Here is a 14164-nt window from a genome sequence, read left to right as displayed (position 1 = left end):
GTTATTATGGGAATGGAGCTCATTTTAAGAGAATGGATGGGGAAAGAAAAGGATTATTCAATTTCATATAGTACGTATATGAACCTTGTATTGTATACGGAGGGTCATGGATATTATATGAAAGAACGTGAAAAGATTGGAAGACAAGGGGATTTTTTTACAAGTAGCAATGTATCCTCTGTTTTTGCAAAAACTTTTGCTAAACTTTTTATTCGTCTTGTTGAAAATGGTGAAGTTGCTTCGAATATTTGTGAGGTTGGTGGGGGAACAGGGAAGTTTGCCTATGATGTTTTACAAGAATGGAAGCAATTATCTCCAAACACCTTTATTAATTTAAACTATTCAATGATTGAAGTGAGCCCTTTTCATAGGAAATTACAGCAGGAGCAACTTGGCTCATTTTCTAATGTATCGTACTATACCTCCTATAGTGAAATGGGAGATTCTTTCGAGGGAATTCTTTTTTCGAATGAGTTGTTTGATGCATTTCCTGTTGAAGTAATTGAGAAAAGAAATGGTATATTGTATGAAGTACGTATTACATATACAGAGGAAGGAAACCTTTCAGAAGTATGTAGGCCGTTAAATAAAAGAATTGGTCGCTATTTATTGAAATATAATATTTATATTGCTGAAGGGCAACGTTTTGAAGTACCAATTGTTATGGAGGAGTATATAAAAGAAATTTCGAAATGGTTTCAAAAAGGTATATGTATTACAGTTGATTACGGATACACAAAAGAAGAATGGATGCATCCAGCACACCGCGAAGGAAGTTTGCGAGGATATTATCAGCATAAGCTAATGCGTAACCCACTAGCGCATCCAGGTGAAATGGATCTTACTACTCATGTTCATTGGGACGAGCTAAAGGAGATCTTTAGTATGCAAGGAATGAGTGCAGTATGGCATAAGAAACAATCTGAGTTCTTGTTAGCTGCAGGGATATTAGAACAGCTTACGAGCCATCAAGATACGAATCCTTTTTCTGAAACGCAAAAACAAAATCGAGCAGTTCGTTCTATGATTTTAAATGGAGGAGTAGGGAGTTCGTTTGATGTTGTTATACATACAAAAGATATGCAACATTTACATTTGGATCAGTATGTAACAATATAAAAAACAAGACACAGTATATACTGTGTCTTGTTTTTTAATACGACTTATGTAGTATTATATATTTCCTCTCATGATATATATTTATATTAAAGATATGAGATAAAAAATATAGAATACGTTCTTTTTCTGCGATTATTAGTCCCTAACCTAATAATACACGAACGAGTTGAATGATTGTTTCATTCTCTACTTTGTAATAAATTTCCAATCCTTTTCTTTCACTAGAAACGATTTTAGCGCTTTTTAATTTTGCTAAATGCTGTGAAATTGTAGATTGTGGCATGTTTAAGCCAGTATACATTGTAGAAACGTTGCTTGGACCGCGCTCGATTAATCCTTTTACGATACATAAACGAACAGGATGAGCTAGCACTTTTAATAATTCTGCATTACTTTCATATAGTTCTAATTCTTTTTGAAAGGTTTCTAACATGTTCTTTTCCACCTCCGTGTGAGCTATTATACCATACTATACATACCAAAAATTTAAAGAAAAGAAAATAGTTGTTGCAGAAAAAAAGTCCTAAAGTAAAGAAATTGTAAGAAAAGAGACCCGGATGTAAATAAAATAGGTAAATTAGCATGTTTTTGTAAAATGACATTTTTGGGTGAAAATTTCGATGCGTTTTAAAAATTGAAAGATATAGATATATTTGTAACACAATTTTATCATGATTTTCTTATTCTTTCAAATGAATATACGAAATTTTTAAAATAATATGACAAAGGAATTATAATGATATATATAGAATATAAAACAGGTTAAAAGAAAAGAAGCTGAATGTCATTCGCTTCTTTATGGTGATAATGAAATATTTGATTACGGCTGATAAATCTTAGGATGATCAAGTCATTAGTCATTTATTCTAAAATTCATCTTTTAGCAACGTTAAAAATCTGTGATTCCATATGTTCTCATAAAAATCAATTGTCTCTTTTGCGGACATAAAAGGATTATTCAACGTAGAGGTTGTTTTCTGTCCCATAAAGTTTTCGTATCCTAGTCCGTGGGCAAACTTAATCGTTGCATCCATACAGTACTCTGTTTGGGCGCCACAAAATTCAATGCGATTTACAGATAATTGATCTAAAATTTCTTTTAAGTTTGTTTTATAAAATGAATTTGCATGTGTTTTTCTTACAAAAAAATCTTGTTCTTGAACATCTAGATCGGTATGAATAGCCCAAAGTTCTTTCTCGGGTACTAAATCATCATCACAATGTTGAACAAAAAGGATTGGTTTATTTAATTTTCTATATGAATAAATTCTTTTATTTACTTTTTTTAGTAAGTTCTGTAAATCAAATAAATGCTCCTCGCTATAACATACGCCATTTTGTAAATCGATAACGATTAAAATATCTGCACAAGTATCCATTATTTTCACCCCTTTTTATTTCTTAATATATCAATTAATCCATTATTTAGAAATAGATGATATACTTTTATTTTTTATGGACTATAAGAAAAGAAGAAATTCAAATGAATATAGCTAAACCGCATAAAAAGAAGATATGAAAACCTAATCTCATATCTTCTTTTTCTCTATGCATTTACAGGTTCTTCTACATAAGAAAGGGCATTTTCAAAATCGGATATTAAATCGTTAACATTTTCAAGACCGACTGATAACCGAAGTAATGAATTAGAGATTCCTCTTTTATCACGAGCTTCTTGCGACAGTGCTGCATGTGACATTTTTGCTGGATAAGAAAGAATTGACTCTACAGCTCCTAAACTAACTGCAAAAACAGGCAATTTTACTTTTGATAAAAATTTGCGGAGTGCATCTTCTGACTGCAAAGTAAACGATAAGACCGCTCCAGCTGATGTTGCTTGAGATTGTTGAATATCAAATCCGAGATGAGTTTGTAATCCCGGATAATAGACATTTTTTACTTTAGAGTGCTCTTGTAAATAATGTGCGATTTTATTGGCATTTTTAGCTGAATGTTCGAGGCGTACATGCAATGTTTTTAGACCGCGAAGTACGAGAGAACAATCTTGAGGTCCTAAAATAGCACCGAATGCATTTTGTAAAAATCCAAGCTTTTGAGCGAGTTCTGAATCTTTTACTACTGCTAATCCGGCAGTAACATCACTATGACCAGCAATAAATTTTGTAGCACTATGAAGAACGACATCAGCTCCAAGTTCAAGTGGTTTTTGGAATAGTGGTGTCAAAAATGTATTATCAACAAAAGTAAGAGCCCCAATAGATTTTGCGAGTTTAGAAACCTCGCGAATATCTGTCACTTTTAAAAGTGGGTTAGAAGGTGTTTCTACATAAAAGAGCTTTGTATTTGGTTTAATGTTTTGTTTTATTTCTTCTAAATTGGTCATATCAACAAATGTATGTGAAACACCGTAACGGGAGAGTACCTCAGTTATCACTCGGTAAGTGCCTCCGTACACATCTTCTGAAATGAGTACGTGATCACCTTGTGAAAGAAGGAGGAATGCAGTGGAAATCGCTGCAATGCCTGATGCAAAGGCGAATCCTTTTGTTCCGCCTTCTAATAAAGCAATGATATCTTCAAGAGCTTCACGAGTTGGGTTTCCTGACCTGCTATAGTCATATTTTCCGAACGTATCTACATCAAACTGGTGAAAAGTTGATGTGTTATAAATAGGAACGTTCACAGCGCCTGTTTGCGAGTCGTGTTTATATTGGTTGTGTAGTAAGAGTGTATCTATAGAATAGCTCATATTCTTACACCTTCTTTTACGAGTTTAATTGCTTGCTTTAAGTCTTGAATTAAATCGTTACTATTTTCAATGCCAACTGAGAATCGAAGAAGACGATTGCATACGCCGTTTGCTGTTCTAATTTCTTCAGGAATATCAGCATGTGTTTGCGTTGCTGGATAAGTCATTAAACTTTCTACACCACCAAGACTTTCGGCAAATGTAATTAAGGATAAAGATTGTAAGAATGGATTAATCCAAGCTTCATCTTTAAGGCGGAATGAGATCATGCCACCTCTTCCTGGATAAAATACATCTGTCACCCCGTCTTCATCATTTAAATACGCAACAACTGCTTTCGCATTTTCTTCATGTTGCCTCATGCGAAGCGCTAACGTTTTCATACCGCGAATTAATAACCATGAGTCAAATGGGCTTAAAACTGCACCTGATGCATTATGATAATGAGCGATTTCCTCGCAAAGTTCCTTTCCTTTTGCAACAACAAGCCCGCTTAGTACATCGTTATGTCCCCCTAAATATTTCGTTGCGCTATGAAGTACAATGTCAGCACCTTCTGTTAATGGTTGCTGTATATAAGGTGTGTAGAAAGTGTTGTCTACAATAAGGAGTAGTCCGTTCCTTTTCGCTACAGTTGCGACAGCAGCAATATCAGTAACTTGCATTAATGGATTAGTTGGAGTTTCTATGAAAATAGCCTTCGTTTCAGTTGTGATAGCTTGCTCAATTTGTTTAATAGACTGTGTATTTACGTATCTACATCGAACATTCCACTTTTTTTCATGCTCAGAAAATAATCGATACGTTCCCCCGTATAAATCTTCAGATACAATAAGTTCGTCTCCAGAGCGGAATAGAGAAAGGACGAGGAGAACAGCCGCCATCCCTGAACTACAGGCATAACCTTGTTCGCCATATTCTAAGTCTGCGATCGCCTGTTCTAAAAGACCTCGAGTTGGATTGCCAGTTCGTGAATAGTCAAAGCCAGTAGATTTACCAATTCCTTCGTGACGATAAGCGGTTGAGAAATAAACTGGTGGATTAACCGTTCCGGTTGTAGTTTCACTGCGATTTCCGATTTGTGCTAGTTTTGTTTCGATTGTTGACATATGAAAATTCCTCCTTTTTAAATTGAAACATTAAGTGAATATAAAATAAAAAAAGCCTTCTAAGAAGAAGGCTTTCGGTTTGAATAGAGTCTTCTTCTCATCTGTCAAATCTTTCACAATTTGCTGGAATTAGCACCTTATTAACAAAATGTTAATGGTTGCTGAGGCGTCACAGGGCCAGTCCCTCTACCTCTCTAGATAAGAATGTTCGTATGAAATTTTTATTATGTTTTTAACTTTACAATAAAATATAACTGAATTGCAACTTTATTTTAAATAATTTTTATTTTTCCGCAAGTGTCATTGACTTTTACTTTTGTGCATGCTAAATTTATTAAAAAATTAACAAACATTGTTAAAAGGGGAACGCATTTCCTTTTAGCTACATAAATAAAATAATAAAGACAACTCTTATTGAGAGCGGTGGAGGGAAAGGCCCTGTGAAACCCGGCAACCTTCAAACGAAATGTTTGAAACGGTGCTAATACCTGCAAAACGAATGTTTTGCATAATAAGAGGAGGAACGATTATGTCCCCCTCTTCAAAGTGAAGAGGGGGTTTTTATATTGATAGAAATGAGGGAGAGTCGTGAAATTACTAGATTTATTATCAAAAGGAATTGTAATAGGTGATGGTGCGGTTGGGACGTTATTGCATTCACATGGTTTGCAAAGTAGCTTTGAAGAATTGAATGTATCTGATCCAGACTTAATTATATCGATTCATAAACAATATGTAGCTGCTGGAGCAGATGTAATTCAAACGAATACGTATGGAGCAAATGAGGCGAAATTACGTATGTATGGTTTAGAAAATCAAGTTACAGAAATTAATAGAGCGGCAGTAAAACTAGCGAAAGCATCTGTGACAGATAAAAATGCAATTTTAGGAACAATTGGTGGTATGAAACATATCGGAGCTGTTACAACGACTGATATGGAAAGAGAGTTTATGTTACTTGAACAGGCAGGGGCTTTACTAGAAGAACAGGTTGATGGATTACTATTAGAAACTTTTTACGATGAATTTGAATTACTTCATGCCGTTAAAGTATTGCGTAAGCAAACGAATATTCCAATTGTTGCGCAATTAGCGTTACATGAAGCAGGTACGACTCAAAATGGAAATGATGTCAATGAAATATTAAAGCAACTTATAGATTACGGTGCAAATGTTGTTGGATTGAATTGTCAACTAGGGCCGCTTCATATGACGGAAGCTTTCAAAATGATATCGATTCCTCAAAATGGCTATTTATCAGCATACCCAAATGCAGGCCTCCCGAATTATGTGGATGGACGTTACGTATATGAGGGAAGTCCAGCTTATTTTGAAGCGATGACACCGAGATTTATTGAGCAAGGTATTCGGTTATTGGGTGGTTGTTGTGGTACGACTCCAGAACATATTCAAAGTATGAAGCGCGCTGTTGCGAATATTACCCCTGTAATAGAAAAAGACACGATTCAAAGGCCGAAAGTCGTTCATACGCATGAGAAACGTTCGAAGGCTCACGTCACTCTAGCAGAGAAAGCGAAAAAACAAACAACAGTTGTAGTGGAATTAGATCCACCGAAAACGTTAGATACACAGCGTTTTTTTGAAGGAGCAAGAGCGTTAAAAAGAGCGGGAGCAGATGCTATTACTCTAGCAGATAATTCATTAGCATCGCCTCGTGTTTCTAATATGGCGATGGGTGCGTTATTAACGAAGCATGATATCCCAGTATTGACGCATTTAACGTGTAGAGATCATAACGTCATTGGACTACAATCTCATTTGTTAGGTTTATCGGCGTTAGGGATGGAAGAAGTGTTAGCTTTAACTGGTGATCCAGCGCGCGTTGGTGATTTTCCCGGTGCCACTTCTGTATATGATTTATCCTCTATTGAGCTTATTAAAATGATTAAAGAAATGAACGATGGACGTTCAATTTTAGGGAAATCAATTGGACCGGCGACAAGGTTTTCTGTAGGCGGCGCATTTAATCCTCACGTGAGGCACTTAAAAGCAGCGGTTAAGCGAATGGAACGAAAAATAGATGCTGGAGCGGAGTATTTTTTAACTCAGCCAATTTACGATATCAAGTTAATTGAAGAAGTGTATGAAGCGACAAAGCATTTGGAACAACCTATTTTTATTGGAATTATGCCGTTAGTAAGTAAGCGGAATGCAGATTTTCTTCATTTTGAGGTGCCGGGTATTACTCTTCCTGAAGAAATAAGAGAGAGAATGGATGGACATGAAACGAAAGAGGCAGCAATTGAGGAAGGGATCCGCATTTCACAAGAATTGGTCGACGCAGCGATGAAATATTTTAATGGTATTTATCTTATTACACCATTTTTAAAGTATGAAATTACAGAACATCTTGTTAAATATGTAAGAGAAAAGCAAGAAGTGAAAGAAGGTATTAATTGATGAAGTGTATAGAAGAAAAATTAAAAAATAGCATTTTAATATTAGATGGTGCAATGGGGACAATGATTCAGCAAGAGGATTTAACTGCTGAAGATTTCGGAGGAGAAGAGTACGAGGGCTGTAATGAATATTTAGTGGAAACAAGACCAGACGTTATTTTAAAGATTCATAAAGCTTATATTGAAGCTGGAGCGGATATTATTGAAACAAATACATTTGGGGCAACGAATATTGTACTAAGTGATTATGATCTGTCTCATTTAGATGAAGAACTAAATGAAAAGGCAGCACTTTTGGCGAAGCAAGCTGTTAAAGAAAGCGGGAAGGAAGTATATGTTGCGGGAGCGATGGGACCAACAACGAAAGCAATTAGTGTTACAGGTGGTGTGACTTTTGAAGAATTGATTGAGGCTTATACAAGGCAGGCACGAGGATTATTAAAAGGAGCAGTTGATGTATTACTCGTTGAGACGAGTCAAGATATGCGTAACGTGAAAGCAGCTTATATTGGAATTCAAGCCGCTTTTGAAGAACTGAAAAAAACGGTTCCTATTATGATTTCAGGAACGATTGAGCCAATGGGAACGACTCTGGCTGGGCAAACAATTGAAGCTTTTTATTTATCAGTAGAACATATGAAACCATTATCTGTTGGGTTAAACTGTGCGACTGGTCCGGAGTTTATGAGGGACCATATTCGTTCACTATCTGATTTATCGGAGTGTTACATTTCTTGTTATCCAAATGCAGGTCTTCCTGATGAAGATGGACATTACCATGAATCTCCATCTTCTCTTGCTGAAAAGGTGAAGCGATTTGCTGAAGAAGGATGGGTTAATATTATTGGTGGTTGTTGTGGCACGACACCAGAACATATAAAAGCAATGAAATCCGCGCTAGCATCTCTTAGGCCTCGTGACCATCATGAGAGAGAAGGACATGGAATTAGTGGATTAGAAGCACTGCAATATGATGAGTCTATGAGACCGTTATTTGTAGGTGAAAGAACGAATGTTATTGGGTCACGTAAATTTAAACGCTTAGTAGCAGAAGGGAAATTTGAAGAGGCTGCTGAAGTGGCAAGAGCGCAAGTGAAGAAAAATGCTCATATTATTGACATTTGTATGGCAGATCCTGATCGCGATGAAATAGAAGATATGGAAAACTTCTTAGCAGAAGTTACGAAAGTTTTAAAAGTACCGATTATGATTGATTCAACAGATGAAAATGTGATGGAGCGAGCTCTTACTTATATTCAAGGAAAAGCTGTTATTAATTCAATTAATTTAGAAGATGGAGAAGAACGATTTAAAAAAGTGACACCGCTTCTTCAAAAGTATGGTGCCGCTATAGTTGTAGGAACAATTGATGAAGACGGTATGGCGGTTAGTGCGGAACGAAAGATAGAAATTGCGAAAAGAAGCTATGAATTACTTACAAAGAAGTATGGGATACGCCCGTCAGATATTATTTTTGATGCACTTGTGTTTCCAGTAGGGACAGGTGATGAAGAATATATTGGCTCAGCGGCAGCGACTATAGAAGGAATTCGCCTTATTAAAGAAGCGTTACCAGAGTGTTTAACGATTTTAGGTGTAAGTAACATATCATTTGGTTTACCACCGGCTGGACGTGAAGTATTAAATTCAGTCTTTTTATATCATGCTACGAAAGCAGGATTAGATTACGCGATTGTGAATACGGAAAAATTAGAACGCTATGCGTCGATTCCAGAGGAAGAAAAACGCCTTGCAGATGCATTACTGTTTGAAACGACGAAAGAGACGTTAGAAGAATTTACAAACTTTTACCGAGTTGCTAAAAAGAAAGATGTCGTTGTGCAAGAAACGTTAACGCTTGATGAAAGACTAGCAAATTATATTGTAGAAGGTACAAAACAAGGATTACACGAGGATTTAAGTCTTGCACTTGAAGAAGGAAGAAAACCTCTTGATATTATTAACGGTCCGCTTATGACAGGGATGGACGAGGTAGGACGACTATTTAATAATAATGAACTTATTGTTGCTGAAGTATTGCAAAGTGCCGAAAGTATGAAAGCCGCTGTAAGCTATTTAGAGCCACATATGGAATCTAGTGATAGTGCGAAAAAAGGGAAAGTATTGTTAGCAACTGTAAAAGGTGACGTGCATGATATTGGGAAAAATCTCGTTGAAATTATTTTAGCGAATAACGGATATGAGATTATTAATTTAGGAATTAATGTACGTTCGGATCGAATTGTTCAAGAAGTACAAGAAAAGAAGCCGGACATTATAGGCCTTTCAGGTTTATTAGTAAAATCAGCTCAACAAATGGTAACGACTGCTGAAGATTTAAAAGCGGCAAATATTGATGTGCCCATTGTTGTAGGTGGTGCAGCGTTAACGAGAAAGTTTACAGATAATCGGATTTCACCATCATATAAAGGACTCGTTTGTTATGCGAGTGATGCGATGACGGGGCTCGATATTATTAATAAGCTTCAAAAAGAAGAAGAGCGTGAGAAGATGAAGCAGGATAAAAAAGAACGTCATCTTCATATCGTAAAAAAAGAGGAGAAGAAAGTAGAAATTCCAGCAGTAATTGAGCCATTACCAAAATCAGAGGTTATGGTGCCTGATTCAACAAAACGAATTGTATTACGAGATGTTCCCGCCCTTCATCTCGCACCATTTCTGAATAGACAAATGCTACTTGGGCATCACCTTGGATTAAAAGGAAATGTGAAGAAGCTTTTGAAAGAGGGAGATAAGAGAGCACATGAATTAAATGATTTAATAGATGAATTATTGCAGGAAGGACAATCTTGGTTAAAGCCGAAAGCAGTGTATCAATTTTTCCCAGCGCAAAGCGACGGACAAAACATTGTAATATATGATCCAGAAGATCATACGCGTGTTATAGAGCGTTTCACATTCCCTAGACAAGGAAAGGCTCCCTATCGTACTTTAGGTGATTATTTGCGCCCAATAGGAGATGAGATGGACTATGTTGCTTTCTTATCTGTTACGGTTGGGGAAGGAGTTCGGGATATTGCTGAAGAGTGGAAGGCGAAAGGTGATTACCTACGTAGTCATGCCATTCAATCGTTAGCGCTTGAATTAGCGGAAGGACTTGCTGAAAAAACACATATGCTCATTCGTGACCGCTGGGGCATTCCGGACTCACCTGAACTGACGATGGAAGAACGTTTCCGTACGAAATATAGAGGAATACGAGTGTCATTTGGTTATCCGGCGTGTCCAGAACTTGCAGATCAAGAAAAGCTATTTCGCTTAATTCATCCAGAGGAAATAGGTATTTCATTAACAGAAGGATTCATGATGGAGCCAGAAGCGTCCGTAACGGCTATGGTATTTTCTCACCCTGAGGCAAGATATTTTAGTGTATTATAGTCTAGAAGGGGGAGACGTATGAAGAAAATAGTCTTTACAGGTGGCGGTTCGGCAGGACATGTAACACCTAATTTAGCCATTATCCCATATTTACAGGAAGACAACTGGGATATCTCTTATATTGGTTCTCACCAAGGTATTGAGAAAACGATTATAGAAAAGGAAGGCATTCCCTACTATAGTATTTCGAGTGGAAAGCTACGTCGTTATTTTGATTTAAAAAATATAAAAGATCCTTTTCTTGTAATGAAGGGTGTTATGGATGCGTATGTAAGAATTCGAAAACTAAAACCAGATGTGATTTTTTCAAAAGGCGGTTTCGTATCTGTACCAGTCGTAATTGGCGGATGGCTAAATAGAGTACCAGTTTTATTACATGAATCTGATATGACGCCAGGACTAGCAAATAAAATTGCGCTTCGTTTTGCTTCGAAAATATTTGTTACATTTGAAGAAGCAGCGAAACATTTACCGAAAGAAAAAGTAATATATACGGGGTCTCCTGTACGTGAAGAAGTGCTGAAGGGAAATCGTGAAAAAGGTTTAGCGTTTTTAGGTTTTTCACGTAAAAAGCCAGTTATTACGATTATGGGAGGCAGCTTGGGCGCGAAAAAAATTAATGATACGGCTCGAGAAGCATTACCAGAACTTCTTAAAAAGTATCAAATTGTTCACCTTTGCGGAAAAGGTAACCTTGATGAAAGTTTACAAAATAAAGAAGGATATAGACAATTTGAATATGTACATGGAGAACTGCCAGATATATTAGCGGTAACAGATTTTGTTATTTCACGCGCGGGCTCCAACGCAATTTTTGAATTTTTAACATTACAAAAGCCGATGGTTTTAATTCCATTATCGAAATTTGCAAGCCGTGGAGATCAAATATTAAATGCAGAGTCCTTTGAAAGACAAGGATATGCCTCCGTATTATATGAAGAAGATGTAAATGTAAAATCTCTTATAAAGTATGTCGAAGAATTAAATCAAAATAATGAGAAGTATAAAACAGCACTAAAAAAATATAATGGAAAAGAAGCAATTAAAACAATCATTCAAAATATTTCAGAGGCATGATGAAATAATCATGCCTCTTTTAGTAGGGTGAAAGATTCCAAGAATTGATATTTTTATGTTACAATAAAGTGAAACTTTAATCAGTTGGGTGCATCCCACATCTAACTTCTTTACTGTTACTGAATTTTGAGGAGGGAGTCTTACTGCCCTCAAATAGCGGGATAACAAATGGGTTAATAGGGAAATTCCAATTAATGAGGCGTGAAAATACGAATGGATTAGGAGTGACTGTGTTGGAGCTAAGTCTCTATGAAAATACTGCACTTATTATATGCTTTGTGTTGTACGTTGGTAGTGTTATTGTTTATATTTCAAGGAAATTTTCGCAAGAAAGAGAGCTTGAAAAGTCGGAGATAACAGCTGAACTAGAAATGTTAGCTGATGAAAGTTATAAAAAACAAAAAATAAAAGAAGACCATGAAGCATCCCATCATTTAAACGCAAATAAGTTTTAAAGATGGGGATTTTTTTTGAAGTTGTTCTTTATTGTAGCTATAACAAATAACGCTAAAAAGGAGTTTCCCTATACATAATGAAGGAGTGTATATAAATGAATTTTTATATCGCCTCAGGTTTCCAAAATAAACATCTTGTACGTTCCGTAGCAAATGAACTGAAACATGCAGGATGGCACCATACATATGATTGGACCAAAAACGAAAAAGCAGCAAATGAAGAACAATTAAGAGAAATTGGTCAGGCAGAACAAAATGCTGTAAAAGAAGCGGATGTATTTTTACTTATATTAGATGGCGGAAATGGGAGCCATACAGAGTTTGGAATGGCGATTGCACTAGAGAAAACGATATATGTATATCATGCAGGAAGCCCGCTCCAAACAACGTTCTATCACTTGCCAGAAATAAATATTTTTGAAGGAGATGTAGCTGAGTTTGCATCTTATGTTATGAATCATATGAAATAATAGTAACTACCTAAAAGGTTATAAAAGTGATCTTTTGGGTACAGTGATGATAAGAAACGTATATAAAGGAGTACATAATATGAAATTAGAAAATGGATGGGAAACGAGCTTTTTAGAAGTCGTACAAAATAGTGAATTTAAGAAAGAGGCACTTCTTAGTCAATTGCTTTGTCAGGATAGTGAAGAAGTAGAAGAGCTTGTGGATGATTACGGCTACGAAGAACTTGTTGAACGTGAACATGATGATGAGTTAGCTGAAATCTTAGGAGAAGAACTTTTTAGTGAGATGGAACGCCAAGTATTCTTATCTTCAAACCCAGAAGAAAAATTGATTTCATTCGTCAATGGATTAGGTTTTCATGTGTTAGATTGGATCGTTCTTCTTGAAACAGAATTTGGCATTGATAGTGCAAACTTTACATCAGATGCTGTGAAGGTGTTAGAAAAGCGTTTCAGACAGTTTCCATACATAGAGGACAAGACAATTTTTGATATGACATTTGGAGAATCGATGGATGTATTAGAATCTGTTACAGGATTACAACTAAAGGAAAAGATGAACGTATAATGAAAAAAGAACGTGATTGGATCACGTTCTTTTTTTACATAATAATAATTTTATCATCTAGTTTTGTCTGCCCGGTAAGAAGTGCGTTTAAATATTCCACTTTTCTTATACAAGCTTGTATATGTCTTTCAATCTCTTGTAACTCTGCTTGGTGATGTGTTTCAATTGGATGAATTTGTACGTTGAATTTTTCAAATTGACTACTATATGTTATTTCTGCATAGCCGCTCATAATATCGGTTTCGTTATGAAATAAAAATTGCCTCGTTTTGTCACAGAATGATACATCCTGAAAGCCATATACTTTTAATGCTTCAATTACTTTTTTAATCATTTTTGTATTCATTTTTTAACCCTCTTTACGAAGTTCTACTTATATATTATAACATAAAAAATTACATAGAAAGCGCTTCCAAGTGTATTTTATTATAAACTTTACGTTTCAATCACAAAAATGAAACAAAGAAAAAATAATTGTAAAGAAGGAAGGACTCTTTTATTGTTTCGTCATATATATAGAGAAATAGTGCAATGAAAGGAAATTTTCCGAGGTGGAGATCGTATTTCCAATTTGAGCGCAGTAAAAGAGGTGAGAATTTTGAACTTTGATATTGTAGGACAAAAAGCATATATAAAAGATGGACCGCATCGGAACCGAATTGGAATTGTAAAGAAAAATGAGACAAAATTAGCATCGCAGTTTGCTATTGTAATTGGAGAACAAGTCATTGATGTAGAGCTAAAGGATATCGTGTTAGTTGGAGTAGACGTAGGACAATTTCATAAATGGTGCGAACAAAATGGTTATTTGTGAAAAGGACGGGCTGTGAGATAATG

The 14164-nt window shown here is 35.8% G+C and carries 13 protein-coding genes and 2 riboswitches; of the genes, 8 read left to right on the top strand and 5 right to left on the bottom strand.

Annotation, left to right across the window (positions count from 1 at the left end; all coding sequences use genetic code 11):
* Nucleotides 1-6 precede the first annotated feature (6 nt).
* Nucleotides 7-1119 (top strand): class I SAM-dependent methyltransferase, encoded by a 1113-nt coding sequence (locus ACTL4X_RS21585; protein ID WP_000525154.1) that lies wholly within the window; start codon nucleotides 7-9, stop codon nucleotides 1117-1119.
* Nucleotides 1120-1261: 142 nt separating this feature from the next.
* Here the strand turns inward: ACTL4X_RS21585 and ACTL4X_RS21580 are convergent, their stop codons facing one another.
* From ACTL4X_RS21580 to metI, 4 genes are all read right to left on the bottom strand, one after another.
* Nucleotides 1262-1552 carry an ArsR/SmtB family transcription factor gene (locus tag ACTL4X_RS21580; RefSeq protein ID WP_000894377.1) on the bottom strand — a complete coding sequence of 97 codons (291 nt, stop codon included), beginning with the start codon at nucleotides 1550-1552 and terminating at the stop codon, nucleotides 1262-1264.
* Nucleotides 1553-1985: 433 nt separating this feature from the next.
* Nucleotides 1986-2498, bottom strand: a complete 513-nt coding sequence (locus tag ACTL4X_RS21575) for a cysteine hydrolase family protein (protein WP_000379156.1) — start codon at nucleotides 2496-2498, stop codon at nucleotides 1986-1988.
* Nucleotides 2499-2665: 167 nt separating this feature from the next.
* On the bottom strand, nucleotides 2666-3829 hold the full coding sequence (metC, locus tag ACTL4X_RS21570; RefSeq protein WP_000122299.1) for a cystathionine beta-lyase: 1164 nt from the start codon (nucleotides 3827-3829) through the stop codon (nucleotides 2666-2668).
* Nucleotides 3826-4938 carry a cystathionine gamma-synthase/O-acetylhomoserine thiolyase gene (gene metI / locus ACTL4X_RS21565; RefSeq protein ID WP_000103897.1) on the bottom strand — a complete coding sequence of 371 codons (1113 nt, stop codon included), beginning with the start codon at nucleotides 4936-4938 and terminating at the stop codon, nucleotides 3826-3828. The genes metC and metI overlap by 4 nt, the downstream gene beginning before the upstream one ends.
* 94 nt (nucleotides 4939-5032) lie before the next feature.
* Nucleotides 5033-5143: riboswitch (SAM riboswitch) on the bottom strand.
* A 203-nt stretch (nucleotides 5144-5346) separates the two neighbouring features.
* Nucleotides 5347-5456: riboswitch (SAM riboswitch) on the top strand.
* A gap of 70 nt (nucleotides 5457-5526) precedes the next feature.
* Here metI and ACTL4X_RS21560 point away from each other — a divergent pair.
* From ACTL4X_RS21560 to ACTL4X_RS21535, 6 genes are all read left to right on the top strand, one after another.
* Complete coding sequence (locus tag ACTL4X_RS21560; RefSeq protein WP_000770352.1) at nucleotides 5527-7359, top strand: bifunctional homocysteine S-methyltransferase/methylenetetrahydrofolate reductase; 1833 nt, start codon at nucleotides 5527-5529, stop codon at nucleotides 7357-7359.
* Nucleotides 7359-10757 (top strand): methionine synthase, encoded by a 3399-nt coding sequence (metH, locus tag ACTL4X_RS21555; RefSeq protein ID WP_000649674.1) that lies wholly within the window; start codon nucleotides 7359-7361, stop codon nucleotides 10755-10757. Before ACTL4X_RS21560 ends, metH begins: the two co-directional genes overlap by 1 nt.
* An 18-nt stretch (nucleotides 10758-10775) precedes the next feature.
* A complete protein-coding gene (murG, locus tag ACTL4X_RS21550) occupies nucleotides 10776-11834 on the top strand; it encodes an undecaprenyldiphospho-muramoylpentapeptide beta-N-acetylglucosaminyltransferase (RefSeq protein ID WP_000724776.1) in 1059 nt (352 codons plus the stop codon).
* A gap of 194 nt (nucleotides 11835-12028) precedes the next feature.
* Nucleotides 12029-12289 (top strand): DUF3966 domain-containing protein, encoded by a 261-nt coding sequence (locus tag ACTL4X_RS21545; RefSeq protein WP_001250699.1) that lies wholly within the window; start codon nucleotides 12029-12031, stop codon nucleotides 12287-12289.
* Between the two features lie 95 nt (nucleotides 12290-12384).
* Nucleotides 12385-12759 carry a nucleoside 2-deoxyribosyltransferase gene (locus ACTL4X_RS21540; RefSeq protein WP_001012342.1) on the top strand — a complete coding sequence of 125 codons (375 nt, stop codon included), beginning with the start codon at nucleotides 12385-12387 and terminating at the stop codon, nucleotides 12757-12759.
* Between the two features lie 79 nt (nucleotides 12760-12838).
* Nucleotides 12839-13327 carry a hypothetical protein gene (locus ACTL4X_RS21535; RefSeq protein ID WP_000764267.1) on the top strand — a complete coding sequence of 163 codons (489 nt, stop codon included), beginning with the start codon at nucleotides 12839-12841 and terminating at the stop codon, nucleotides 13325-13327.
* Nucleotides 13328-13361: 34 nt separating this feature from the next.
* Here ACTL4X_RS21535 and ACTL4X_RS21530 read toward each other — a convergent pair whose 3' ends face one another.
* Nucleotides 13362-13673 carry a hypothetical protein gene (locus ACTL4X_RS21530; RefSeq protein ID WP_001093239.1) on the bottom strand — a complete coding sequence of 104 codons (312 nt, stop codon included), beginning with the start codon at nucleotides 13671-13673 and terminating at the stop codon, nucleotides 13362-13364.
* Between the two features lie 252 nt (nucleotides 13674-13925).
* Here ACTL4X_RS21530 and ACTL4X_RS21525 point away from each other — a divergent pair, with 252 nt between their 5' ends.
* Nucleotides 13926-14141 carry a DUF3912 family protein gene (locus ACTL4X_RS21525; RefSeq protein WP_001008327.1) on the top strand — a complete coding sequence of 72 codons (216 nt, stop codon included), beginning with the start codon at nucleotides 13926-13928 and terminating at the stop codon, nucleotides 14139-14141.
* Nucleotides 14142-14164: the final 23 nt, after the last annotated feature.

This window comes from Bacillus sp. RE35 (genome assembly GCF_052146655.1).
GTDB lineage: Bacteria > Bacillota > Bacilli > Bacillales > Bacillaceae_G > Bacillus_A > Bacillus_A cereus.
This window is presented reverse-complemented; position numbering and strand designations above follow the sequence as displayed.

Excerpts from the sequence above, each read along its gene's own strand:
- ACTL4X_RS21585 (WP_000525154.1), top strand. The coding sequence starts at position 7 with ATGGGAATGGAGCTCATTTTAAGAGAATGGATGGGGAAAGAAAAGGAT.
- ACTL4X_RS21580 (WP_000894377.1), bottom strand. The coding sequence starts at position 1,552 with ATGTTAGAAACCTTTCAAAAAGAATTAGAACTATATGAAAGTAATGCA.
- ACTL4X_RS21575 (WP_000379156.1), bottom strand. The coding sequence starts at position 2,498 with ATGGATACTTGTGCAGATATTTTAATCGTTATCGATTTACAAAATGGC.
- metC (WP_000122299.1), bottom strand. The coding sequence starts at position 3,829 with ATGAGCTATTCTATAGATACACTCTTACTACACAACCAATATAAACAC.
- metI (WP_000103897.1), bottom strand. The coding sequence starts at position 4,938 with ATGTCAACAATCGAAACAAAACTAGCACAAATCGGAAATCGCAGTGAA.
- metH (WP_000649674.1), top strand. The coding sequence starts at position 7,359 with ATGAAGTGTATAGAAGAAAAATTAAAAAATAGCATTTTAATATTAGAT.
- murG (WP_000724776.1), top strand. The coding sequence starts at position 10,776 with ATGAAGAAAATAGTCTTTACAGGTGGCGGTTCGGCAGGACATGTAACA.
- ACTL4X_RS21545 (WP_001250699.1), top strand. The coding sequence starts at position 12,029 with ATGAGGCGTGAAAATACGAATGGATTAGGAGTGACTGTGTTGGAGCTA.
- ACTL4X_RS21540 (WP_001012342.1), top strand. The coding sequence starts at position 12,385 with ATGAATTTTTATATCGCCTCAGGTTTCCAAAATAAACATCTTGTACGT.
- ACTL4X_RS21535 (WP_000764267.1), top strand. The coding sequence starts at position 12,839 with ATGAAATTAGAAAATGGATGGGAAACGAGCTTTTTAGAAGTCGTACAA.
- ACTL4X_RS21530 (WP_001093239.1), bottom strand. The coding sequence starts at position 13,673 with ATGAATACAAAAATGATTAAAAAAGTAATTGAAGCATTAAAAGTATAT.